This is a genomic window from Marinospirillum sp., from assembly GCF_035271045.1.
Lineage (GTDB): Bacteria > Pseudomonadota > Gammaproteobacteria > Pseudomonadales > Halomonadaceae > Marinospirillum.
The window spans coordinates 1-23,292 of the sequence record NZ_DATESC010000021.1 but is presented as its reverse complement, the minus strand read 5'-3'; the positions used below and the strand labels follow the sequence as shown (position 1 = coordinate 23,292).

Annotated in this window: 22 protein-coding genes and 1 pseudogene; 19 read left to right on the top strand and 4 right to left on the bottom strand. The window is 41.1% G+C overall.

From position 1 onward, the window contains the following. Positions 1-86 precede the first annotated feature (86 nt). The 7 genes from VJY63_RS08295 to VJY63_RS08265 all read left to right on the top strand — a co-directional run bounded on the left by VJY63_RS08295 (position 87) and on the right by VJY63_RS08265 (position 10,793). Positions 87-1,481, top strand: a complete 1,395-nt coding sequence (locus tag VJY63_RS08295) for an HDOD domain-containing protein (RefSeq protein WP_324049849.1) — start codon at positions 87-89, stop codon at positions 1,479-1,481. A 24-nt stretch (positions 1,482-1,505) separates the two neighbouring features. After that, entirely contained in the window at positions 1,506-3,977 is a 2,472-nt protein-coding gene (locus VJY63_RS08290) for a bifunctional diguanylate cyclase/phosphodiesterase (RefSeq protein ID WP_324049847.1), read from the top strand. A 15-nt stretch (positions 3,978-3,992) separates the two neighbouring features. Continuing rightward, complete coding sequence (locus VJY63_RS08285; protein ID WP_324049846.1) at positions 3,993-5,888, top strand: TIGR00341 family protein; 1,896 nt, start codon at positions 3,993-3,995, stop codon at positions 5,886-5,888. A 93-nt stretch (positions 5,889-5,981) separates the two neighbouring features. After that, entirely contained in the window at positions 5,982-8,015 is a 2,034-nt protein-coding gene (locus tag VJY63_RS08280) for a methyl-accepting chemotaxis protein (protein ID WP_324049844.1), read from the top strand. A gap of 19 nt (positions 8,016-8,034) precedes the next feature. Then, positions 8,035-9,582 carry a 2-isopropylmalate synthase gene (locus tag VJY63_RS08275; protein WP_324049842.1) on the top strand — a complete coding sequence of 516 codons (1,548 nt, stop codon included), beginning with the start codon at positions 8,035-8,037 and terminating at the stop codon, positions 9,580-9,582. Next, positions 9,582-10,301 carry a hypothetical protein gene (locus VJY63_RS08270; protein ID WP_324049840.1) on the top strand — a complete coding sequence of 240 codons (720 nt, stop codon included), beginning with the start codon at positions 9,582-9,584 and terminating at the stop codon, positions 10,299-10,301. Before VJY63_RS08275 ends, VJY63_RS08270 begins: the two co-directional genes overlap by 1 nt. A 30-nt stretch (positions 10,302-10,331) precedes the next feature. Then, positions 10,332-10,793 carry a GNAT family N-acetyltransferase gene (locus VJY63_RS08265; RefSeq protein WP_324049838.1) on the top strand — a complete coding sequence of 154 codons (462 nt, stop codon included), beginning with the start codon at positions 10,332-10,334 and terminating at the stop codon, positions 10,791-10,793. Here VJY63_RS08265 and VJY63_RS08260 read toward each other — a convergent pair. After that, positions 10,790-11,131 carry a cell division protein ZapB gene (locus tag VJY63_RS08260; protein WP_324049836.1) on the bottom strand — a complete coding sequence of 114 codons (342 nt, stop codon included), beginning with the start codon at positions 11,129-11,131 and terminating at the stop codon, positions 10,790-10,792. The two genes, VJY63_RS08265 and VJY63_RS08260, sit on opposite strands and share 4 nt — an antisense overlap. Before the next feature lie 136 nt (positions 11,132-11,267). Here VJY63_RS08260 and hpaA point away from each other — a divergent pair, with 136 nt between their 5' ends. Beyond that, on the top strand, positions 11,268-12,173 hold the full coding sequence (gene hpaA / locus VJY63_RS08255; RefSeq protein WP_324049834.1) for a 4-hydroxyphenylacetate catabolism regulatory protein HpaA: 906 nt from the start codon (positions 11,268-11,270) through the stop codon (positions 12,171-12,173). Between the two features lie 185 nt (positions 12,174-12,358). Here hpaA and VJY63_RS08250 read toward each other — a convergent pair whose 3' ends face one another. From VJY63_RS08250 to VJY63_RS08240, 3 genes are all read right to left on the bottom strand, one after another. Beyond that, on the bottom strand, positions 12,359-12,946 hold the full coding sequence (locus VJY63_RS08250) for a DDE-type integrase/transposase/recombinase (RefSeq protein WP_324049832.1): 588 nt from the start codon (positions 12,944-12,946) through the stop codon (positions 12,359-12,361). 251 nt (positions 12,947-13,197) lie between these two features. Beyond that, positions 13,198-13,455 carry a transposase gene (locus VJY63_RS08245; RefSeq protein ID WP_324049830.1) on the bottom strand — a complete coding sequence of 86 codons (258 nt, stop codon included), beginning with the start codon at positions 13,453-13,455 and terminating at the stop codon, positions 13,198-13,200. A gap of 96 nt (positions 13,456-13,551) precedes the next feature. Then, positions 13,552-14,256 (bottom strand): dienelactone hydrolase family protein, encoded by a 705-nt coding sequence (locus VJY63_RS08240; protein WP_324049828.1) that lies wholly within the window; start codon positions 14,254-14,256, stop codon positions 13,552-13,554. A gap of 212 nt (positions 14,257-14,468) precedes the next feature. Between VJY63_RS08240 and VJY63_RS08235 the strand changes: the two genes are divergently transcribed. From VJY63_RS08235 to VJY63_RS08185, 11 genes and pseudogenes are all read left to right on the top strand, one after another. Next, entirely contained in the window at positions 14,469-15,299 is an 831-nt protein-coding gene (locus tag VJY63_RS08235) for an alpha/beta hydrolase (protein WP_324049826.1), read from the top strand. Then, on the top strand, positions 15,296-15,580 hold the full coding sequence (locus tag VJY63_RS08230; protein ID WP_324049824.1) for a hypothetical protein: 285 nt from the start codon (positions 15,296-15,298) through the stop codon (positions 15,578-15,580). Before VJY63_RS08235 ends, VJY63_RS08230 begins: the two co-directional genes overlap by 4 nt. A 6-nt stretch (positions 15,581-15,586) precedes the next feature. Further along, positions 15,587-16,429, top strand: coding sequence for a hypothetical protein (locus tag VJY63_RS08225; protein WP_324049822.1), 843 nt, complete (start codon positions 15,587-15,589; stop codon positions 16,427-16,429). A 7-nt stretch (positions 16,430-16,436) separates the two neighbouring features. Next, positions 16,437-16,775, top strand: a complete 339-nt coding sequence (locus tag VJY63_RS08220) for a non-heme iron oxygenase ferredoxin subunit (RefSeq protein ID WP_324049820.1) — start codon at positions 16,437-16,439, stop codon at positions 16,773-16,775. A 5-nt stretch (positions 16,776-16,780) separates the two neighbouring features. Beyond that, positions 16,781-18,127, top strand: coding sequence for an aromatic ring-hydroxylating oxygenase subunit alpha (locus tag VJY63_RS08215; protein WP_324049818.1), 1,347 nt, complete (start codon positions 16,781-16,783; stop codon positions 18,125-18,127). Then, complete coding sequence (locus VJY63_RS08210; protein WP_324049816.1) at positions 18,124-18,681, top strand: 3-phenylpropionate/cinnamic acid dioxygenase subunit beta; 558 nt, start codon at positions 18,124-18,126, stop codon at positions 18,679-18,681. Before VJY63_RS08215 ends, VJY63_RS08210 begins: the two co-directional genes overlap by 4 nt. Before the next feature lie 9 nt (positions 18,682-18,690). Then, on the top strand, positions 18,691-19,470 hold the full coding sequence (locus VJY63_RS08205) for an SDR family NAD(P)-dependent oxidoreductase (protein WP_324049814.1): 780 nt from the start codon (positions 18,691-18,693) through the stop codon (positions 19,468-19,470). Between the two features lie 10 nt (positions 19,471-19,480). Beyond that, positions 19,481-20,446 (top strand): nitronate monooxygenase, encoded by a 966-nt coding sequence (locus tag VJY63_RS08200; RefSeq protein ID WP_324049812.1) that lies wholly within the window; start codon positions 19,481-19,483, stop codon positions 20,444-20,446. Next, entirely contained in the window at positions 20,443-21,237 is a 795-nt protein-coding gene (locus VJY63_RS08195) for a 2-keto-4-pentenoate hydratase (protein WP_324049810.1), read from the top strand. Before VJY63_RS08200 ends, VJY63_RS08195 begins: the two co-directional genes overlap by 4 nt. A 65-nt stretch (positions 21,238-21,302) precedes the next feature. Further along, entirely contained in the window at positions 21,303-23,138 is a 1,836-nt protein-coding gene (locus tag VJY63_RS08190) for a feruloyl-CoA synthase (RefSeq protein ID WP_324049808.1), read from the top strand. Between the two features lie 13 nt (positions 23,139-23,151). Then, positions 23,152-23,292 (top strand): annotated as a pseudogene (locus VJY63_RS08185) (acetaldehyde dehydrogenase (acetylating)); the annotation flags it as partial.

The following is a 23,292-nucleotide window of genomic DNA, read 5'->3' as shown; positions in this document are numbered from 1 at the left end:
ATCAGTTTTTTAAAGTAAATGGGTCAAGCATTTATTCGCTTCTTGTTTAATATTATTAAGTCCAAGTGTTAGCCAAGGAGCAGCCAATGGGTCAAGGTGCCATGCAAATAAAGCCAACGTATAGTTTGACAGATTTAACCAATGAAGACTTGGTGCGGCGTTTAGTTTCACGCAGTTTAGTAAAGCCTAATCAGTTGCTTAGAAGTACACTTTTACAAGCCGTTGATGGCTTTAATTTACAGGCTGTTTACCCAGCCCATTGTTTGCTTGATTTACAAAAATTAAATTCTGGCGGCACAGATTGGCGGGCGCGTTCACCCAATTACCGTCAAATGCTGTTGCGTGATTTGAAGCTAAAGTCCATTCCTGCCTTGCCGGGCATTTTATCCATGCCTTTATGTGTCGATTTGCGTTTTATTGAAGGTGATAAAGTATTTGTTGAGTCGGGTGATCCAGGCAAACTATTGTGCTTTACCTGTGATGAATACTTGGCATTGATTAAAGCAGCCGGTGCAGAGCAAGACGAATTTACGATACCTTTAACCGAAACACGCCCTAACTTAGATTATCCACACCGCGACGAAACTGAAATACGTTCTGCGGTTGAAGCGATTACCCAACAGCGAGTCAGGGCGCGATTAAGCGAATCAATTGAAATTGCGCCTTTGCCATTAAGTTCACAACACCTTTTAAGTTTAAAATCTAAACAAGACGTGAGTGGGACTGAATTGGCTAATGTAATAGAAATGGATCCTAGCTTGGCTTCACAAGTGATTAGTTGGGCAAATTCACCCTATTACGGTGCGCCGGGCAGTATTCGCTCTATTCAAGATGCGGTGATTCGAGTGCTGGGTTTTGATCTGACCATGAACTTAGCTTTAGGTTTGGCTTTATCGCGGCAAATTCGTTTACCCAAAGATGGTGTACATGGTCATCGACATTTTTGGCGCGATGCACTGCTGCGGGCTTTATTAGTTGAGAAAATGGTTAAAAAAATGCCGCCTTTGGCACGGCCTTATGTAGGATTGGCTTACCTTGCGGGATTGTTGCATAACTTTGGTTATTTGGTTTTAGCTGAAGTATTTCCACCACATTTTTCACTGTATTGCCGTAACCAAGAAGCGAATCCTCATGTGCCTTCAATGTATTTAGAGCGCTTTTTGTTTGGCATTACCCGTGAGCAAATTGCCAGTTATTTATTTACGACTTGGAATTTGCCTAATGAGATGTGTGTTGCGATTCGTCAGCAGCATAATCCAAGTTATACCGGTAAGCATTTTAAATATGCCAACCTTTTATATTTAGCTGAGCAATATCTGCAACCCAGTTGGGAGCAAGGATTAACGCGTATTCCAATGGCTGTTTATGAACGCTTACAGTTATTACCCGAAGATGTTTTAGCAATAAGGCAAGAATTAGAAGCCTTATCGAATGAAGACATGGAAGACTTGGTTAAGTTGCTTGATACCAGTAAGCGTTAAGTCAATATTAAATGGGACGTTACCATGCCTTCGATTGCACCTGCTCGATTAACACGCTTAATGGTTTTTGGATTGTTAGGCGGTGTGTTGTTTATGACTTTTGGATTGGTTATTTATGAAAGCTTACGAGCACATCAGCTTGTTGTGGGGCAGCAGCAAGCAGCAGAAGCATTAAAGCTAGAAAAGTATCAACAGCGTATGAAGTATGAAGCTGAAGCCATGCATGAAAATTTTCTTTACCGGTTTAGTAAAGCAGAACAACTATTGCGAGATATTTCGCGTGAACAGGTTAATGCGGCTCACACGGTTGCTACCAATATTTATAACACATCTAAAGACGTGCTATCTGAGCAGCACATTAAAAAGCTGATTGTTGAAACACTAAGAAATGTCGTGTTTTCTCAAGGTCGTGGTTATATTTTTATAGATAGTATGGCGGGTGAGTGTATTTTATTGCCGATAAATCCTACTTTAGAAGGTACTTCTTTATGGGATAATCGTGATGATGCTGGCACTTATATTATGCGTAACTTAATTGACTCCGTCAGCAATGAACATAAACAAGGTTATGCTAGCTACCGTTGGTATCGCCCAGATCAACCAGATGTTATGGCTGAAAAAATTGCCTATGCACGCCAATTTGAGCCCTATAATTGGCTGATTGGTGGTGGTGATTATATCTATAAAATGGAAGACCAGTTACGTCAAGAAGTCTTGATACGAGCCGAAGGATTAAAGCTACCGAGTGGTGGCTATTTAGCCATATTAGATGATGACGGCCGTTTATTGACTCATACTTCATCCATTAACGATGTGGGTAAGCTGCCATCCTCTTTTGTTGATAAACATCAACAGCAAGTGGTGCAACAGTTTTTAGCTGCTGCCAAAAAAGGTGGTGATTATATTGAATATCAATGGAATCGTACTGGGTATGACGGCTTGCATGATAAATTAGGTTATGCCGTTAGTATACCTGAAGCGAATTGGGTGGTGATTGCAGCTGGCTACCGTGATGACGTATTAAGCGATATACCGCAACAGCGTGGTTGGCTGGTTGGGTTTATAGACGAATTTCCCGTATTAATTTGGCCTTTTTTGGTTATTGGGTTGATTACACTGTTAGCGGCCATTGTTTATGCTCGCTGGTTGGGGCGTTTAATTAACTACTATCAATTAAGCATTGATGAGCAGCAAAGCCGTTTGCAGACGCTTGCTGAACGAGACCCTTTAACTAATTTACCTAACCGTTTGCTTATGGCGCAATCGTTAATGGAAGCGATGGATAAAGCCGTCGCTCAACAGCATAAGTTGGCTTTGTTTGTGATTGATGTTGACCGTTTTAAAAATATTAATGACTCTTTGGGGCACGCTCTGGGTGATAAGGTTCTGCAAGAAGTCGGCCGTCGTATGGAGGCGTGTGTTCAGAAAGAATCGTTTGTAGCACGTATGGGCGGTGATGAGTTTGTATTATTGATAGAGCCTGCCGGTAGTTATGAAAATTTGATTGATTTGGCACAAAACTTACTGATTGCGATACATGAACCCATTTTAATTGAACAGCATCAGTTGATTGTTACTGCCAGTATTGGTGTGGCTATGTACCCTGAACATGGTGCAAATCAAGATGTGCTTTTGCGTCATGCCGACATTGCAATGTATCAAGCGAAAGCTAGAGGGCGTGATTGCTACTGTTTTTATAGCCGTGCTATGGGCGAATTAGTCATTGATCGTTTGCAGCTAGAAAGCGATTTACGTAAAGCGATTGAAAAAGAACAAGGGATGTTTTTGGTTTATCAGCCGCAGTGGGATTTAAGCACCGGAAAAATGATGGGTTGTGAAGCGTTAGTGCGTTGGCGGCACCCTATTAGAGGCTTAATTCAACCCTTAGCGTTTATTCCTTTAGCTGAAGAAACCGGCTTAATTCTTGCTTTGGGTAATTGGGTGTTGCGTACGGCTTTAGCTCAGGCGCGTGCTTGGCAAGATCAAGGTTTACCTAGCATTAGCGTTGCTGTCAACCTTTCTACTGCACAGCTTAATCAAACGCTACCCGCTGAGATTAAAAATCTGTTGCAGACTTTTAACTTACCGGCTGAAATGCTGGAATTGGAAGTGACTGAAACACTATTAATGACGGCACAAGACGAAGCTACAGCGATTTTAACTGAGTTAAAAAATTCGGGTATTCGAATTGCTTTGGATGATTTTGGAACGGGTTATTCCAGCTTGTCTTATTTAAGTCGCTTGCCTTTAAATGTTTTAAAAATTGATAAATCTTTTGTGGATGGTTTGCCTGATCGTAAAGATGATGTGGTTATCGCTCATTTGATTATTCGTATGGCTGCTGAGTTAGGCATTACGACCCTAGCGGAAGGGGTAGAAACACAAGAGCAATTAGATTTTCTTAAATCGGCTGGCTGTCACCTTATTCAAGGTTATTTGTTGGCGCGTCCTTTACCACCAGAAGACGTTGCAGCATTATTGTTACAGAATCACTAAGGAAAGTTTAACACCATGCTGCAATTAATACTGCTTTACGATGCTGCTTGTGAAGCCAGAGTACAGGAAAAAATTCTGCCGCTTTTATCGGGTGATAAGTTACCCAGCGGCAAACAGCTAATCCTTCAGGTTTGGCAAAAAACAGAGGCATTGTCATGGCCTGAAGGAACGCAAGTCATTACTTTGTTAGCTGACACCGCGCTTTATCAGTTTATCCCTCAAGCCATTGCCCAAGGTTGGGTGCTGGGTTTGTTGCCGCACCCAGAAATGCAAGAAGTTGCTAAGGGTTTTAAAGTACCTTCTAACTTAGAAAAGGCCATCGCTCAATTAAATTTTAACGCCGAACCTGTGGTGGTCGATCAACTCTACTGCAACGATCAGCCCGTTTTTAATGCCGTAAGTATCGGTGATCCTTTTGGTTTGCGTGCAGCTTACCGTTCAGAAAGCTTGGTTTCACGTTGGCGGCGTTTTAGGCGCTTAGTGGCTGGACTTAATAAAGTGCGTTTAAGGGCTTTTGTTTTAACCACTGACAAAGAAAAAGTATTTGAAACGGCGGCTTTGGGTATGGTCGCCGTTGATCGTGGTGATGCTAGTGCTTTTACACGTCGGGTGATTGATGAAGCGGTGGCGGATGATCGTCAATTTAATTTACTTATCTTATCGCCACGCAGTATGTTGCAGGCGCTTAGGTTTTTATTTGCTTCTGCTATGTTGGGTTTTTTAAGTGTTAATCGTTTACCTAAGTATTTAGGTTTGATTAAAAGCAGTAGTGTAAAAGTTGAAGCCAGCCAACCTGTTACTTATGTTATTGATGGTAAACGTTTTAAAAGTGATACGATTCATTTAAGGGTTGAAGCCGCTGCTTTGCGTTTATTTAATGGTTTAGTTGAAGCCACTGAGGTTACGCAGAAAAACACCTTAAAAGAGGTTTTTAAAGTACAAAGTTTACCAACAGGTGAAGCACGCCGTGAATTAATTGCCTATCCTTTACCTTGGATTCACCACGCTAGCACCGATGAATTTAAGGATTTGTTTCTCGTTTTAAAAGAAAATGCTAAGTCTTCTGAGGCTTATTTAACTTTAATGGTGTTAGCAACACTTTTAGCATTAACGGGTTTGTTTGCAGACTCTGCCCCCGTGATTATCGGTGCGATGATTTTAGCACCCTTAATGTCACCGATTATTTCTTTTGCGATGGGGGTGCTACGTCAAGACGATCAATTAATCATAGAAAGTGGGCGTTCACTATTATTAGGGATTGGTTTGGCGCTGACTTGTGCAACCTTGATGACTTGGTTAATTCCACTTTGGTCGATTAACGATCAAATAGCGGCAAGGCTTAGCCCGACTTTACTCGATTTAGGTGTGGCTATTATCTCTGGTGTTGCCGGTGCTTATGCTCACTCGCGGGCTGAAGTTGCTAAAAGTTTAGCCGGTGTAGCCATTGCCGTTGCGCTAGTACCGCCTTTAGCAGTGGCAGGTATTGGTATTGGCTGGTTTGATTGGGCAGTATTTTGGGGCGCTTTTTTACTCTTTTTAACCAACTTGGCTGGCATTGTTTTAGCTGCTGCTTTAACGTTTATGGTATTAGGTTTTAGTCCTTTTAAGTTGGCACGAAGAGGCTTAATTGTTTCTTTAGTGGTAGTGGTATTAATTAGCATTCCTTTAGCAAGCAGCTTTATACGTATGGTCGATGAACATGGCATGATTAGCAGTTTAGAAGGTCAAGTTTTTTATAATGCTCAGTTGCAAGGTGTTCGTGTTCAGCCTGGTAGCCCGCCATTAATTTCAGTACGGTTATTAGCAGAAGAGCCACTAAGCTTAATTGAAATAGATTTAATTAAGGTGAAAATAGAGCAAACTTTACAACAATCAATACGTTTAGAAGCTGCTTTAATACTGGTGCGTTAGCAAGTTAAGCAAATTTGTATGTAGCTTATAATTTTGTGGTAATGTGTTTGTTATAAGTCCATCTAAAATAGACTCAATAAAAGGAAATCTACAATGCTTGCACGACTAACAATGACACGAAAGTTGTTGTTTACACTCTTTCCATTAACGCTAATTATTATTTTAGGCATCTTACTGTTTATTCATAATGCTGTTGATAAAGCCGTGACAGAAAAAGCCATTATCGCAGCGGAAGATTTGGCTTTAGCTGAAGGTCGGCTCGTAGTAGAGAATTTAGCGATTCGTTTAGGTGGTCTTGAAGATTTAACCTTGGCAGTAAAAACAGTTATGCAGTTTCCTGCTACACAACGTCGTGAAATTATTAATAATTTTTTAAAAAACCATCTCGAAAAGTACCCTAATATGATAGGTACTTGGACTATTTGGGAACCTAATGCGCTGGATAATCTAGATACTTTTTACCAAAATACACAAGGGCATGATGCTACCGGACGTTTTATTTCTTACTGGGTGCATAATAACGGCCAGATAAGTAATGAAGTCATTGTGGGCTATGATGCCGCTGATGCTGATTATTATCAGATCGCTAAAAAGACACGCAGTCCAGCAATCATCGAACCTTATCTTTACAAAGTGGGTGGTAAAGAAATTTTGATGGGTTCAGCAGCTGTTCCACTTATTTTTGATGGCAAGTTTGTAGGGGTTATAGGGTTTGATTTTAAGACGGATAACCTACAAAAGCTTGTTAGTGAAGTTAAGCACTATGGCGGCATATCGGCTTTATTTGGTCATAAGGGAACGGTTGTTGGGCATCCTGATCCGTCGCATTTAGGTAAAAATATGCTGGATACTGAGCGCGAGTTTATGGGTGATGAGCTAGAAGCCGCTACACAAGCTGTTAAAGATGGCAAGCCTTACACCACGCGTTTGTACAGTGACATATTTAAAAAAGAAGCCTTGATTGTTTATGCACCAATTCCTTTAGGTGGTACTCAAGGTTGTTGGTCTTTTGCTATGGCAATGCCGATGAGTGAAGTGCTTAAAGATGTGGATGCCATCGTTCGTCAAGTATTGGTGATTGGCCTAACAGGTTTGGCTATTTTATTAGGTGCAATGCTGTGGTTGGCGCGCAGTATTGCCCGTCCTTTAGAGAATGCAGCAGCAGCAATGGAAGACGTTGCCAGTGGTGAAGGTGATTTAACGCGCCGCTTAACCGTAACGGGTAAAGATGAAGTCTCGCGCCTTAGCATTGCTTTTAATACCTTTTCTGAACAAGTGCGTACTTTGGTGGCGCAGTTAGCCGACCATAGCCAAACCTTGGCCAGTACGTCGGCTCAATTAGAACAAACCAGCACTCGTGCTTCACAAGGTGCGATGCAGCAGCGTGGCGAAATCGACCAAGTGGCTGCAGCAATGGACGAGTTAACCGCGACTGTACAAGAAGTTGCTGGCAGCGCTCAACGGGCTTCAGATGCAACACAAGCCGGTCGTCGTGAAGTGGATGAAGGCACTAAAGTCATTGAAGGTGTTGCTAAAACCATTGGTGGTCAAGCGAATGAAGTCGAAAAAACAGCTAAAAAATTAGCCGAATTAGAAAATGCTAGCAGTGAAATTGAACTGGTTATTACCACCATCCAAGCCATCGCTGAGCAAACTAACCTTTTAGCTTTGAACGCAGCGATAGAAGCAGCACGTGCGGGTGAACATGGTCGTGGTTTTGCAGTTGTTGCGGATGAAGTACGCAGTTTAGCAACACGCACACAAAGCTCAACGGAAGAGATTAGCTCGACCATTGTACGTTTACAAGCCATGACGCGTGAAGCGGTAACGGCGATGGGCACCAGTAAAAAGCTTTCTGAGCAAAGTGTGGTTAGTGCAAATCAAGGTTTAGCCGCTTTAGAAAAAATTGCTAGCCAGATGCGTCAAATTGAAGATATGAACCTACAAATTGCTTCTACAACCGAAGAGCAATCAGCCACTACTGAAGAGCTGGCGCGTAATACCAATCGTATTGGTGAATTGGCTGATGAGGCGACGCAAGGTGCGAATGAAACGTCCGAAGGCAGTCATGCTATAGAAGCTTTAGCTAAACAATTAAACAGCTTAATTGATCGCTTTAAATACTAAGTTTGGAGATTAAATAAAAATGAGTAAGCAAAACCTGATAGTTTTTGATACCACTTTACGTGATGGCGAGCAAAGCCCCGGCGCATCCATGACCAAGGATGAAAAGGTACGCATTGCGTTGATGCTAGAAAGAATGCGCGTGGACGTGATTGAAGCAGGTTTTGCAATTGCCAGCGAAGGTGACTTTCAGGCTGTAAAAGCGGTTGCAGAAGCAGTAAAAGATTCTACCATTTGCTCTTTATCACGTGCTATTGAAGCCGATATTCGCCGTGCTGCTGAAGCGATTAAACCGGCTAATTCGGGTCGTATTCATACTTTTTTAGCCACTAGCCCGATTCACATGAAATATAAGCTGCAAATGCAGCCTGATGCTGTCATTGAACAGGCAGTAAAGGCAGTGCGTTTTGCGCGCAACTTAGCAGCAGACGTAGAGTTTTCTTGTGAAGATGCCGGTCGTTCTGAAATGGATTTCTTGTGCCGAATTGTGGAAGCGGCGATTGCTGCTGGCGCACGTACTATTAATATTCCCGACACGGTTGGCTATGCCATTCCTGAATTATATGCTGAACAAATTCGTACCTTAATTGAGCGCGTGCCCAATAGTGACCAAGCCATTTTTTCTGTGCATTGCCATAATGATTTAGGTTTGGCGGTGGCTAACTCTTTGGCAGCGGTACAAGCCGGTGCGCGTCAAGTGGAGTGTACAATTAACGGTTTGGGCGAACGTGCTGGTAATGCTTCGCTAGAAGAGTTAGTGATGGCAGTCAGAACCCGCCCTGATGTTTTTAATGTCGAAACGCGCATTAACCCGATTCATATTGTACCCACGTCACGCTTGGTTTCGACAATTACTGGTTTCCCTGTGCAGCCTAATAAGGCAATTGTGGGTAAAAATGCCTTTGCACATGAATCGGGTATTCACCAAGACGGCATTTTAAAGCACCGTGAAACCTATGAGATTATGAAAGCTGAAGACGTGGGTTGGAAGACTAACGCGTTAGTGTTAGGCAAGCATTCGGGCCGCAATGCTTTTCGTTTTCGCTTGCAAGAATTAGGCATTAACTTTGTTTCTGAACAAGAATTAAATACGGCTTTTACTTTGTTTAAGCAGTTGGCCGACAAAAAGCATGAAATTTATGACGAAGATTTACAGGCGTTAGTGACAGATACACGCGCTGCCGCTGCTGCTGAATACTTACAGTTGGTGGCAATGGAAGTGCAGTCTAAAACTGGCGAAACACCTTTAGCTAAAATAGTCTTGAGTGTTAAAGGTGCCGAACAAGCCGCTGAAGCTGAAGGTTCTGGGCCTGTCGATGCAGTATTTAAAGCCATTGAAAGCCTTGCCAACAGTGGTGCTAGCTTAGAACTTTATTCGGTGAACGCCATTACTTCTGGTACTGATTCACAAGGCGAAGTGACGGTACGTTTGGCTTTGGGTGGACGCATTGTGAATGGCTTAGGTGCTGATACCGATATTGTGATTGCTTCTGCTAAAGCTTATATCAATGCGCTAAATGCATTACAAAGCCATACAGACCGCAAGCATCCGCAAGGGGCTGATATTTAATGCAATTAAGTGCCCAGCAGCGTTATGCCACTTTGCAAGTTATGGGCACGCGTTTATGGGTGCCTCGTGTTCACTTGCAAGGTGCTGCACCTAGTGTGGCTTGTGATTGGCCTGCCCCAGCTAAGCCCATTAGTGCGCGTGAACGCTTATTGCATCAGCAACATCAACAAAATCAGGAGCATCAACAAAGTCAGCAACCGCCAGTTGCTTTGCCTGTGACAGTTCAAACCGTAGAACAGCCCGCAGTCGCTCAGCCTTTGCAGCCTTTGCAAGCCACGGTTTGGTTATTGGCTAATGGTTGGCAGTTAGTTATGGAAAATACTGACCATCAACCTGGCTTGCAGGAAGCAGATATTAAGTTACTGCATAACTTGCTAATGGCGCTTTATCCTGATGGTTTAGGCATTGTTGCCCAACAAGTTTTTAATTGGCCTTTATTAGGTGTGCCTGTGGCAGTCGGTGACGAAGGTGAGTTAAGCATGACGCTGCACGCTTTTTTAACAGGCGCACGGGTTCAAGGCGTGCAGCTAGCGGGCTGCTTAGTGTTTGGTGAGCGTTTGTTTAGGCTGATGGAAAAAAGTACGTCTATGCCTCGGTTATTTGCTAGCCCTTCATTATTTGAGTTGCAGCAAGACGCTTTAAGGAAACAAGCTTTTTGGCAACAGGCGGGCAATTCAGGATTAAGAGCTGCTTTTGCAAGTTCGCCAGTTGTACTTTAAATAAACGTGCTTTAAATAAAAGAGTAAGCGATGAGTTTTGAGTTTTTAGATGCAACGGCGTTAGCTGAAGTTGTTACCTTGGCAGAAAAGTCCGATCCCTATGCTTGGCCTTTACCGCAGTGGCGTTCAAGTCTTAAAGATGATTGGGTGTTGGCTAAGCGTGATGCTGGTGTCTTGGTGGCTTTGTTGGTTTTGCGAAAAGGGTGTTTTGAAACAGAGTTGCTTTATTTGTTGGTTGAACCTCAAGCAAGGCGGCAAGGTTTAGCAGCACAGCTGTTGGATAAAAGCTTAGCGTATAGTGAACAACTTAATGCTGAGCGAATGTTACTAGAAGTTAGAGCGTCTAATCAGTCTGCAATTGCCCTTTATAAGGGAAGGAAATTTGTACAAGAGGGTAAACGTAAGAACTATTATCCCTTACTAGCTGACGATAAAGCCATGACAAGTAAGGGACACGAAGATGCTTTGTTGTTAACGCACTGGTTTATTTAGTTTATTGAATCAAGATCAAGAAGGTCATCTTCTTGTAAATCACTTTCTTTTAAATCATTTTCTTGTAAATCGTCTTCTTGATACTGCTCGTTGCCTTCTTCGTTTTGTTCGTCGTCTTGATCTTGATCTTTTGTTTCCGTTGCAGTCGTTGCAGTGCTTGGCTCTAGTTCACTGAATTTCCCTAGTAGTTGTCCTAACCGTGTTTCCCAAGCTAATTTTTCATTTTTAAGCGCAACATTTTCTTCTTTTAGTTCATCCATTTCCATGCGAAGGATTTCTAGTGAGTCTAAAGTTGTTGCAACTTTTGCTTCTAACTGAGTTAGTAGTTCAAAGCTCATAAAGCACTCCTGTTAAAGTGGTACATAGTTATTTTCAGCGTGATGCTGAGGTTGGTTTATCTAGTGCTAATTATTGACTATTAGAGTCATTTTTATAACTTGGTGCAACTGTATTTTTTATTGTGAGTAGCTAACTATGACTAAAGTTAATATAGATGAGTGGATACCCAATATAGTCTTGGGGCAAGATTATGATCGACGCTACGTTGATTCACCTGTGCATTATGATGTTCTAGAAAACTTGGCAGTTTTTTTTGGCCGCGATATGCCGGTTCATCGTCATGCACAATACCTGCAAATTCACTATATTGATCGCGGTGAAATACATTTTCAAATTGATGACAAAATTTATCATATTACTGGCCCTGCGCTGATTCTTACACCGCCTTCTTTTCCTCACTCTTTCTTATCTATACCTGAAGCTTGTGGGCACGTATTAACCATTCATCAGTCTATTATTTGGCAGCTATTAAAAGACGGTTTACAACAACCGCTAAGCAGTGAATTAGAGCATGAATGGTGTCTTAATCAGAAAAATTTAAGCGATGATGATTTGTTAAATTGGACGCTGATTGTACAAACATTAGAAGCGATAGGACGGGAATGGAATCATGATTTTCCCGCTAAAAATTTAACCTTACAAACATTGGTACGTTTACTGTTGATTCAAGTGACACGCCTTTCTACTAAAAAAGCCATTAGTCGTTGTATTAATAATGATGATTTACAGTATTTTCGTAAGTTTTCTAACCTTATTCAAGAGTGCTTTAAAGCGCATTGGCAACTGGGTGCTTATGCTTCGTCGTTAGGGATTTCTGAAAGTCGTTTACACCAAGTTTGTCAACGCATTGCCGACCAGTCACCTAAAAAGATTGTGCATGACAGATTGGTACAAGAAGCTAAACGCTTATTAACTTTTACCAACCTTTCTAGCAGTGAAATTTGTTACCAGTTAGGTTTTAGTGACCCAGCTTATTTTTCACGTTTTTTTAAACGCAATACAGGCGTAACAACACAAAACTACCGTCAACAGTTTTCTTAAATATGATAAAGCTAGTGTAATACCACCCCATCTTACTAGTTCATTAGTAAGCACAACTACATGACTTTTATTTGATATTTTCTAGTTTTTGTTAGTGGTGTATTAGCTGGTCACTGATGGATTGCAAGATACCAAGCCTTTGTAAGCTACTTAGCATTGTGGCACCTTTCATTGGGCTACCATTGTCAGAGTGTAAAGAAAACTGCTTTTTGCTTTAGGCAAGCCCTTTGTATAAGGTCTGCAGCATGCTCGGCAGATTCATTTAAATGCACTTCCCAGTCAACTATCAGGCGACTGTAAACGTCAATAATCATATACAGGCGATAAAACTCACCCCGTACGGTGCTGGGTAAATAGGTAATGTCCCACGACCAAACTTGATTAGGCTGAGTTGCTTTTAATGCCTTGGATTTTTCATGTTTAGCATGGGTTTTAGTGCGGCCACGTTTGTGCAGCTGGTTATGCTCTTTTAGTACACGGTAAAAACTAGATTCTGAAGCAATATAAGTACCTAAATCTGCCAGCCTAGGTACGATTTGAGTCGGTGGTAGGCTTTGGTATTCAGTGCTATTGCATACCGTTAAAATCAGCCATTTTTTAAATGCTGTGAGTGCATGCTTATACACTTTTTGCTTGGGTGTTTGACGTTTATCGTTAAGTGTTTGGTCGTTGCGCCAACGCCTTAATGTACGGTCATTGATACCCATCACCTCACAGGCTTTAAAGCAGCGTGCGCCTGCTGTTACTGCTTCATTAATCAGTGTTATGGCCATCTGGCGTGTCTTAGGTGGCGTTAGTCCTCCTCGTTGATTCCCCAGATGGCCTGAGCTTTTTTTGATAATGCCAATAGCGCCGCAGTTTCTGCTAATGCTCTATCTTTACGTAAGAGTTCTTTTTCTAGCTTCTTAATTTTTTTGCGTTCAGCCGCTAAACTTTTTTTATCTGCAGGGCTAGCAGTTTCACTAGGTGCCTCAAAGTTAGCTTTCCACTCATTGATTTTTTCGACATACAGGCCATTTTTACGTCAGTATTCAGCACTCTCGGCTTCATTCATGGCTGCTGTTTGAATAATGATAGCCAGTTTAGCCTTAGAGTCCCATTGATCAGTGGTAGTTTTTTTAGCAGGCACAACAAACCCTTTTGATTGTTGGTTTTGTTTCCAAGTGTATAAGGTAGCGTAAGGGAGCCCTGTTTCCTTTGCAATCTGCGCGACACTTTGGTTATTAGGCGGCATCATTTTCTTGGTAATTTGTTCTTTGAACGCTTTGCTGTAAGAGGCCATTGTTAAACTCCAGTTGGTCTGTTTGATTGAAATTAATCAAGCGGACAACTAGTGTGACGGAGGGGGTAGCACATAAAATTGGAAGAAATGGACACCTTAGGTAGAAATAAAATTTAGCATGTGATGCCAACTTTGGCTTGCAGCTAACTCGTGGTACTGTATCCCGCTTTTGAAATTATTGCTTCCTGGTATGGTGAAAGAGTGCATTGCATTTCCATAATCAATGAAAGTCCAATTTACTCCAAGGAGGTTGAAGTATTTTTTTGCTTTTTCTTGTGTTTTTGTGGGTACCATAGGATCTGATGCCCCATTCATGATTAGTAGACTAATAGGAGTTCCAACCTTATCAGGGCTAAGAGTATCGTAAGGGAAATCAAGTAAACCATGAAAGCTGGCGCCCTTGTTAATTCCTGGCGAAAATAAAGCTGCTTGAATAGCACAAAGACCCCCTAGGCAATATCCAATAGCAGAGAACCCAGTTGTGGATTGAGGAGTATATTCTTGTACAAAAATTGCTATTTCTTGAAGATGTAAGCGCAGGCAGTTAAAGTCATTTAGTAGTGAGGTCATCGCTGATTTTTTTGCTTCTACTGTAGATAGATTTACACCGACCCCATAAATATCAATCAACCAAACGTCGTATCCCACCTGAGACAAATTATTCGCAATACCCTTTTCAAAATCAGAAATTCCTGCCCAAGTTGAAAAAAGTAGAACTGTTTCCGTACAAGATGCTTGTGATTTGAAATGTAGATGCTGAAGCTGTTTGGTAGCTGTTCTTTGAGTAACTTTAGTAAACATAATGCCTCCGAAATACACTTCTGTATTTATATTTCTTGTGATTTGATTATATCAGCTTCAACATGAAGTGGCACTCAGCTGCAGTTATTTATTAAATAACCGACATAAAAAATACTCTTACACATAAAGCAGGGGTGTTTTCGTTGATGTTGACAACTTTGTTAAGGGTAGATTAATATCAAGATACAGTCATGTATGTAGGGTGGAAAATTATGAATGAAAGTGATCGCAAGTTTATAAAAGCTTCAGGGCACGATACAGCTTATTTCGATACAGGTGGCAATGGGTCAGTGCTGCTACTGCTTCATGGATCTGGCCCTGGTGTTTCTGGTTGGACTAACTGGGGCACAGTTGCTGAAGACTTGTCATCAGCATTCCGTGTAGTAATACCTGATATTGCAGGATTTGGTTTCACTGAGTTCAAGGATGATACGCCATACGATATTAAGTTTTGGGTAAACCATCTAGTGTCTTTTATGGATGCGCTCAACATAAAGTCAGCTTCATTAGTAGGGAATTCATTTGGTGGTGCCGTAGGAATTGGTTTGGCGCTATTTAACCCTGAGCGACTTGAGAAACTTGTTTTGCTTGGAACGCCTGCAGGAACATTTCCTCAAACAAAAGGTTTAGCTGGGGCATGGTTATATGAGCCTTCATTAGAAAATATGCGTGAACTGATGGAGCTCTTTCCCTACAACACCTCGTTGATAACTGAAGAGCTTGTGCGTACTAGATATGAAGCTAGTGCACGCGAAGGTTCTCAAGATGCACTTAGAAAACTACTACCTAAGCCAAGTACTGATGGCGAAACTCTAGTAAAGGGTTTTCCAGAAAAAGCATTAAAAAATGTTATGGCACCCACTTTGGTTTTACATGGTCGTGAAGATCAGGTTGTTCCGCTGCGCTGCGGACATGTTCTTTCAGAAAATATACCTAATGGTGATTTGTATGTTTTCAGTAATTGCGGGCACTGGGTACAAGTTGAACAAAAAAATAAATTCTTGAAGCTGGTCTGTGATTTTGCTGGGGGGGGGGGAGCGTGAAACGAGATATTTTAGAGCATATTTTGTGGAGTCTATCTGTTGATAGATCTGCAAAAGAAAAGTTTAAAGAAGATCCCGAAAAGTTTTTGATGCGCTTTCCTTTAGATGCTGAAGACCGAAAAATGATCCTTGAGTTTGATGTCAATGGTATGCAAAAAAACGGCGTAAATCCAATGCTGACTCTCGGTTACTGGACTGCGATGTCACCTGATCGCCGTGTTTCTTCATATAACCGCAAGCTTGGATCTGACAGTAATTTCTCAGCATCGATTAAGGGGTAAATAACTATGGCAAAAGTAACGGGTGGGTTTCTAGTTCCGCATGATCCAGTGATGTTTGTTGCACCAAAAGCACCTGATGAGCAAATAGCTAAAAAGGTTTGGGATGCTTATGAAACATGTGCGCAGAAGCTAGCTGATAGTGGTGCAACTATAGCGATTATTGTCGGCAATGATCACTACATGCTTTTTGGTACTACTTGTTTACCTCAATACTGCATAGCAACGGGTCGAGTTGATGGACCTTTAGATCAGTTACCGGGGTTAAGTCGTGGTGAGGTAAATAACAATATACACCTTGCTAGACATATCGCAGAAGATGGACGAAAAAATGGTTTTGATTGGGCTGTAGCCCGTTCATTCACGACAGATCATGCATTCTCTATACCATATAAGCTAATTGTTCAGCGTGCTGAATCTATTAGTGGAAGGGCTATTTCGGCTATACCAATTTACATTGCAAGCGGTGTCGATCCCTATATTACTTTGCAAAGAGCACGTGAATTAGGTGAACAAATTAACACTGCAGTAAATAGCTTTAATTCGAAGGATGAAGTTTATGTGATCGGAAGTGGTGGAATTAGTCACTGGGTAGGTGTGAAAGAAACTGGGAAAGTCAATGAAGAGTTTGATCGAGAAATTATTCGTCTCTGTTGCGCAGGAAATTTAGAAAGCCTGATTGCTTATACAGACGATAAAATTCTTGAAGAAGGTGGTAATGGTGCAATGGAAATTCGTAACTTTGTTTGTGCTATGGCAGTAGCAAGCGCTTCAAAGGGTGAGTTAATTGAGTATCAGCCAGTTCCAGAGTGGGTTACTGGGCTTGGATTTATAGAATTAAAAACAGCTTGAGGTAAGCATGGAAAGAGTATTTCTTTGTAAGGTTTCTGAGCTGGAAGTAAACCAGGTCAGAAAAGTTGCTAATGATAAGTATGGTGATATTGCAGTTTATAACTTAGGTGGAAGTTTTTATGCCACTGCAGATCTATGCACTCATGCTACTGCTTCGTTGGCAGAAGGTGATATAGAAGATGATCTTATTACATGTCCTGTGCATTGGGGTCAGTTTCATATACCTACGGGTAAAGCCCAAGGCTTTCCCTGTGAAATTGACTTAAAAACATATTCAGTTGAAATCAAGAGCGAAGATATTTTTGCTTTGATTGAAGCTGATTCTGAATTAATAGCTAAGGGGTAAGCGTAATGGGTAATAAAATAAAAACAATCGACGTAACTGGCTCACTCGATAACCTAAAAGATTTCTGTGACATTGAAGAAGGTCGTATAGCTGGGAGGATTTTTTATGATCAAGCTATTTATGAACAAGAGCTTGAGAAAGTTTTTGCCAGGTGTTGGCTGTTTGTAGCTCATGAATCACAAATACCCAATACCGGTGATTATATAACTACAACAATGGGTGAAGATGAGGTTATTGTCATACGGCAAAAAAGTGGGGGGATTAAAGTGTTTCTAAATGCCTGTCCTCATCGTGGTAATAAAGTATGTTTTTCTGAATCTGGAACCACCCGTGGCTTTATTTGTAACTATCATGGATGGTCATTTAACGTAGAAGGTAATCTTGTAGGCCAGCACGAGTCCGGTGTTTATGAAGATAGTAATTTTGATAAATCAAAGTGGGGACTTAAAGAGGTTGCCCAAGTTGACTCTTGGAAAGGACTCGTATTTGCAACATTTGATCCAGATGCACCCACATTAAAAGAGTATCTTGGCCCAATAACATGGTATATGGATGCGGTTTTTGATAACCAAGAAGGTGGTACTGAATTTGTTGGCGGCTGCATTAGGTCTACCTATGAATGTAACTGGAAAATAGCAGCCGAGAATTTTGTTGGCGATATTCTTCATGCAGGATGGACGCATGACTCAGCAGCTAGAGCGATGCTAGGTGGATCAGTTGCAAAGGTTAGTGATTTTTCAGAATCGTACTCAGTAAATTGGAATGGTCATGGTTATGAATTTGCGCTGGATACCGTAGGTAATGTCGCTGTTCTTGGAGAAAGTGCACTTAATAAGTACGTTCATACTATTAAACCCTCTGTTGCTGACCGTCTTGGTGACTTTCGTTCCAATATGATTGGCTCTGTATCTTCTTGTACAGTTTTTCCAAACTTTTCTTTTTTACCTGGTCAGAACACTGTGCGTGTTTGGCAGCCGCGTGGCCCCAATAAAATGGAGCTATTTACTTGGGTTGTAGTGAATAAAAGTGCTCCAGAAGAAGTGAAAGAAAAATGGCGCAAAGGGGCAATGATGACATTTTCACCAACTGGTGTTTTCGAAATGGATGATGGTGAAAACTGGGAGTACTGTACAAAAACTGCTAGAGGACGAGTGACGGCCCAACAAGATTTGTTTATTGGATTAGGAATGGATTCATTGATTAAAGACACTCAGCTACCTGGCAATGTCTATAAAGGTCAACTGAATGAAGCAAACTCTAGAGCATTTTATCAGTATTGGTATGACATGCTTAATTCTAAAAGCTGGGCTCAAGTTCCTAATCGTAATGTTGGTAAGTTGGAGGGTGAATGATGAACGCCATTAAAGAAAATAATAACCTCATTCGACCAACTCCAGTTGATTTTGAGACTTATTACAGAATATGTAACTTTCTTAATTATGAGTACCGACTCCTTGATGAGGAGCGTTTAAACGCTTGGCTCGAGCTTATGGCAGAAGATATTCATTATTGGATGCCTGGGATTGAAAACCGTCGACGTGAAAACCCATTACAGCATGGATTTTATGCTGAAGATCATATGGCATTTTTTGATGATCGGCTACGCGACTTGAAGCGTCGTGTGGCACGTTTTGAACAACCGTCTGCATGGGCAGAAAATCCCGCTACACGAAACGTACATACGGTTTCTAATATTGAAGCATATGCTGGAGGTTGTGATGGTGAGTTTATAGTGCATTCCGTTATTCAGAGCGTTCGTAGCCGAGGGCTTGATGAGCAATCTGTCATTTATGGACGTCGCAAAGACACACTGGTTCGTGATGCTGATAGTTTTAAGATTAAAAGCAGATTAATTCTGATACCTAATGCCACATTAACGTGTAAAAACATCAACACTTTCTTATAAGGGGACAATATGAAAGCACTTGAATCCAAAGTTGCTTTGGTCTCAGGAGGGGCTGAAGGTATCGGGCGAGCAGTAGTGGAACGGTATGTATCGGAGGGTGCTCAAGTAGTAGTGTTAGATATTAACTCTGTAGCTTTGGAAGCCTTGAAAGAAGATTATCCACAAATTGTAACTGTCCAAGGTGATGTTTCAAGTAGTGATGATAATGCTAAGGCTGTTTCTGAAACTCTAGCCGCTTTCGGGCGGTTAGATATTTTAGTATGTAATGCAGCTGTATTTGATTATTTTACGCCATTACGGAAGATAAAATCTGAAACGTTGAAAGATCATTTTGATTACTTGTTTCACATTAATGTGTTGGGTTACCTCAATGGAGTTCATGCAGCTTACGAAGCTTTAAAAGAGAGTCACGGAAGTGTTGTTTTAACAGTCTCGAACTCTGGGTTCTATCCTGGTGGCGGTGGAGTTCTGTATGTGGCCTCTAAACACGCAATAGTAGGAATTATTAAACAACTAGCTCAAGAAATGGCACCAGAGGTAAGAGTAAATGGTGTCTCGCCCGGGGCAACAGATACTGAAATGAAGTCTGTTGATGGTATTTCAAGCAGAGCACAGCCACTTAACCACATAAATGGTTTTCATCAGAATGCAGCTGAAGCAGTTCCTTTAAAGAGGATTGCATCGCCGTCAGATCATGCTGCCTTATATGTCGTACTAGGTTCTAACGAACTTTCACCAATGACAACCGGCTGTGTTATCCATAGTGATGGTGGCTGGATAGCAAGGTAAGGATATAAGTATGAATCCATTTAGTGAGACTACTTTACCATTAGTTGTTGCGCCAATGTTTTTAGTTTCTTCTCCAGAGTTAGTTATTGAATCAAGTAAGGCTGGAGTAATTGGTGCTTTACCAGCAGCTAATGCAAGGGATATTGAAATTTTAGATGGCTGGATGCAGCAAATACATGCTGCTTTACATGAGGTTGGGCAGCCTTGGATGCTAAATATGATAGTGCACTCAAGCTATGACAGATTTGATTCTGAGCTCAAGCTAGTGAAGCGCTATCAGCCTAGCATTGTATCAACTGCTTTAGGCTCTCCAGCTCGCGTTATAGGTGCAGTGAAAGGTTATGGTGGCAAAGTATATGCTGATGTTATTACCCCTGCCATGGCTAAAAAAGCACTGGCTACTGGTATTGATGGGCTGATATTGGTTTGTAAAGGCGCTGGTGGTCATACTGGTCAATACAATCCTCTGGCTTTTATTTCTGAAGTTAGACGTTTTTGGTCTGGACCTTTAGGTGTTGCAGGATGCATTTCGATTGGGTCTGATATTTTATCAATGCTCAGTGCAGGCGCTGACTTCGTCGTATCAGGTACTCGCTTTATTGCTGCTAAAGAAAGTTTCGCCAACGATGATTATAGGCAAATGTTAATAGATTCTCATTTGGAGGATATTATTGAAACTAAAGTAGTAAGTGGAGTTAAAGCTAATTGGATGAAAGCTAGCCTCAAACAAGCTGGACTTCTGGATTCTGTTGAAGGTTTAACTAATGTAGTTTCAAGTCATGTTTCAGCAGCGGTTGATTTTTCAGGAAATATTGCCTCATCAAGTAAAGCTTGGAGAGATGTGTGGTCTGCTGGGCAAGGTGTAGGTGCTATCGAGAATACTGAACCTGTAGTAGAAATTGTTCAAAAGCTAGAAGTTGAATTTAAAGAATCTATTAAAAAACTAAGCAATTTAAAGCAGAGGTATGTTGTATGAAGAAAGGATTACCTTCATTAGAAGCTTATGAGCAGGTTGTAAGTAAAATTATAAAAGCACGTTCGGATGTAAATTCAATTAACCCTATTTCTGATGAGTTTCCGGAATGGGGATTGGTGGAAGCTTACCAAGTACAACAGCTTGTTAATCAAGCTCGCCGAAATGCAGGTGGGCGTGTAGTAGGCTACAAAATTGGACTAACATCTAAGGCAGTTCAAAATCAACTCGGGGTTGATCAGCCCGATTATGGTGAGCTTTTCGCTGATATGGAACGGTTGTCTGGATCAAATGTTGATTGCTCTAAGTTAATTGCTCCTAAAGCTGAAGGTGAAATTGCTTTTGTTTTTCGTAATGACTTAGATAAAAAGGATTTAACATTTGTAGAACTAATGTCAGAAATAGAATTTTTTATGCCTGTTGTAGAAATTGTCGATTCCGTTGTAACTAATTGGAAAATTAAATTAGTTGATACTGTTGCTGATAATGCATCTTCTGCACTTTATGTTGTAGGTAATAAGAAATTTAGTCCGTGTGGAATTGATTTTTCAATGCTTGAACTTTGTATTAAGGCTAAAGGGATGACAGATATTCACGGAAAGGGCGTAGCTTGTCTTGGGAACCCATTACTTGCAACTTGGTGGCTTGCAAGAAAAATGATTGATTTAGGAACTCCTATTAGTAAAGGCCACCTAGTACTTTCTGGTGCATTAGCACCAATGGTTAATTTAACCCCTGGGATTAATTTAGAGTTTGATTTTCTAGGATTAGATAAAATAATTATAAATACTTAGTTGATGCAAGAGTAGCGTATAAGTAAATGCTCGAATAACTAACAATAATAAATGAAGGTGTTAATGTGAATTCTAGTGTATTTTCTCAGATGCCTGAGACGAAGGTTAATATAAATAAAAAAAATGATGGCTCCTTTATCATCAGCTCAGAAACTCCTCTTGAGCAGTATGATCGTTGTGTTGGTGACTGGCTAGAAAAGTGGGCTGATGAGCGCCCCCACCAAGTATTTATTGCTGAACGCAAAGGCAGTACTTGGAATGAAGTAAGTTACTCAGAGTTTCGCTTCAGAGTATATGCGCTAGCTCAAGGTATGATCAATATGGGGCTCCCAAATCAAGAAAACCGCCCTTTGGTGATTTTATCCGGAAACTCAGTGGATCATGCTCTAGTTAAGATGGCAGCAATGCATATAGGGGTGGCCGTTAGCTCTGTCTCCGTTTCTTACTCTCTCATGTCTCAGTCACATGACCGACTTAAATATATTGTTGAGCAACTCAATCCCTGTGCTATTTTTGTTGATGATGCAGATCAGTTCAAAGCTCCTCTGAAAGTCTGTCGACCAGGTACACCTATAATTACTTCACGTAATGAGCATGTGATTTCAGGTGCATTTAATTTGGATGATTTATTAGATGCAGTGGTAACTGATGCTGTTGAATTAAGATTTAAAGCTTTAACACCTGATACTCATGCAAAGTATTTACTAACTTCTGGGTCAACAGGCTTACCGAAAATAGTTGTTAACACACAGGGTATGATGTGTGCCAATCAGCAAATGATTTCTCAATACTGGCCTTTTCTAGCAAGCAGGCCACCTAAAGTTCTTGATTGGCTTCCTTGGAGTCATGTTTTCGGAACAAACCATAACTTTAATTTAGTACTAAAAAATGGCGGCTCATTTTATATAGATAACGGCAAGCCAGTTCCTGGGCTGATTGGAGAAACGGTAAAAAATATTAAAAAAATCCAACCGAATCTTTTTTTTAATGTTCCTAAAGGCTACGAGATGCTGCTTGAGTATCTACGAACAGATTCTGAATTTTGCAAGCTATTTTTTTCTAATCTGGACATGCTTTTTTATGCTGGAGCTGCCCTATCTATTCCAGTGTGGGATGAGCTGAAATCACTTTGTGAAAACCAAGGACACTCAGTTTTCTTCACAACTGAGTGGGGTGCAACTGAAACCTCTCCAGCTATTACTAATGTGCATTGGCATTTAGATACCCCTGGGAATATTGGGATTCCTTTACCAGGAATGGAAATAAAATTTCTTCCAAACGGCTCGAAGTTAGAAATGCGTATAAAGGGACCAACCGTTTTCTCTGAATATCTGCATAACTCTGATTTAACTAAAGCCGCATTCGATGAAGATGGGTTTTATTGTGTTGGCGATGCTGGACTACTTCAAGATGAAGAAGATCCATCTCGCGGAATTATTTTTAATGGTCGTGTTTCTGAAGACTTTAAACTTAGCACGGGAACTTGGGTTTGTGCTGCGAATATTCAAGATAATGTTCACCGTTTTTTTGGCGATCTAATTTCTAATATTGTTATCACAGGACATAATCGAGACTTTCTTGGATTGCTAGTTTTCCCTGGGGCCAGAATGAGAAGTCTAGTAGAAAACTCTAGTGAAAAGTTAAGTGACTCTCAATTAGTGGAAGATCCTCAAGTGCGTGAAGAGTTGCATGCTGCCTTAACTTTAATGTCTCATGCAGCAAAAGGTTCAGCTCAAAAAATATGTCGTTTATTGATATTGGATACACCCCCTAATATTGAGCTAGGTGAGATCACTGATAAGGGTAGCATTAATCAGCTGCGGATGATTGAAACACGTCAAGTAGATGTAGAAAGAATATATGCAGAGCCAGTCGATGACTTTGTTCTGAGTATTATTTGAACGGAGAAATACAATGAGTAAAAAACTAAAAGCCCTCATTATCGGCCCAGGTAATATCGGCACTGATCTGCTGATGAAAATGCAACGCTCTGAATGGATAGAGCCGGTTTGGATGGTGGGTATCGATCCTACCTCAGAAGGTTTAAAACGCGCT

What these genes read in the sequence shown, in the direction of transcription:
- VJY63_RS08275 (WP_324049842.1), top strand. Translation starts at nt 8,035, where the DNA reads ATGAGTAAGCAAAACCTGATAGTTTTTGATACCACTTTACGTGATGGC.
- VJY63_RS08240 (WP_324049828.1), bottom strand. Translation starts at nt 14,256, where the DNA reads ATGTTTACTAAAGTTACTCAAAGAACAGCTACCAAACAGCTTCAGCAT.
- VJY63_RS08270 (WP_324049840.1), top strand. Translation starts at nt 9,582, where the DNA reads ATGCAATTAAGTGCCCAGCAGCGTTATGCCACTTTGCAAGTTATGGGC.
- VJY63_RS08210 (WP_324049816.1), top strand. Translation starts at nt 18,124, where the DNA reads ATGATGAACGCCATTAAAGAAAATAATAACCTCATTCGACCAACTCCA.
- VJY63_RS08220 (WP_324049820.1), top strand. Translation starts at nt 16,437, where the DNA reads ATGGAAAGAGTATTTCTTTGTAAGGTTTCTGAGCTGGAAGTAAACCAG.
- VJY63_RS08195 (WP_324049810.1), top strand. Translation starts at nt 20,443, where the DNA reads ATGAAGAAAGGATTACCTTCATTAGAAGCTTATGAGCAGGTTGTAAGT.
- VJY63_RS08295 (WP_324049849.1), top strand. Translation starts at nt 87, where the DNA reads ATGGGTCAAGGTGCCATGCAAATAAAGCCAACGTATAGTTTGACAGAT.
- VJY63_RS08290 (WP_324049847.1), top strand. Translation starts at nt 1,506, where the DNA reads ATGCCTTCGATTGCACCTGCTCGATTAACACGCTTAATGGTTTTTGGA.
- VJY63_RS08200 (WP_324049812.1), top strand. Translation starts at nt 19,481, where the DNA reads ATGAATCCATTTAGTGAGACTACTTTACCATTAGTTGTTGCGCCAATG.
- VJY63_RS08225 (WP_324049822.1), top strand. Translation starts at nt 15,587, where the DNA reads ATGGCAAAAGTAACGGGTGGGTTTCTAGTTCCGCATGATCCAGTGATG.
- VJY63_RS08215 (WP_324049818.1), top strand. Translation starts at nt 16,781, where the DNA reads ATGGGTAATAAAATAAAAACAATCGACGTAACTGGCTCACTCGATAAC.
- VJY63_RS08245 (WP_324049830.1), bottom strand. Translation starts at nt 13,455, where the DNA reads ATGGCCTCTTACAGCAAAGCGTTCAAAGAACAAATTACCAAGAAAATG.
- VJY63_RS08280 (WP_324049844.1), top strand. Translation starts at nt 5,982, where the DNA reads ATGCTTGCACGACTAACAATGACACGAAAGTTGTTGTTTACACTCTTT.
- VJY63_RS08265 (WP_324049838.1), top strand. Translation starts at nt 10,332, where the DNA reads ATGAGTTTTGAGTTTTTAGATGCAACGGCGTTAGCTGAAGTTGTTACC.
- hpaA (WP_324049834.1), top strand. Translation starts at nt 11,268, where the DNA reads ATGACTAAAGTTAATATAGATGAGTGGATACCCAATATAGTCTTGGGG.
- VJY63_RS08235 (WP_324049826.1), top strand. Translation starts at nt 14,469, where the DNA reads ATGAATGAAAGTGATCGCAAGTTTATAAAAGCTTCAGGGCACGATACA.
- VJY63_RS08205 (WP_324049814.1), top strand. Translation starts at nt 18,691, where the DNA reads ATGAAAGCACTTGAATCCAAAGTTGCTTTGGTCTCAGGAGGGGCTGAA.
- VJY63_RS08250 (WP_324049832.1), bottom strand. Translation starts at nt 12,946, where the DNA reads ATGGCCATAACACTGATTAATGAAGCAGTAACAGCAGGCGCACGCTGC.
- VJY63_RS08260 (WP_324049836.1), bottom strand. Translation starts at nt 11,131, where the DNA reads ATGAGCTTTGAACTACTAACTCAGTTAGAAGCAAAAGTTGCAACAACT.
- VJY63_RS08285 (WP_324049846.1), top strand. Translation starts at nt 3,993, where the DNA reads ATGCTGCAATTAATACTGCTTTACGATGCTGCTTGTGAAGCCAGAGTA.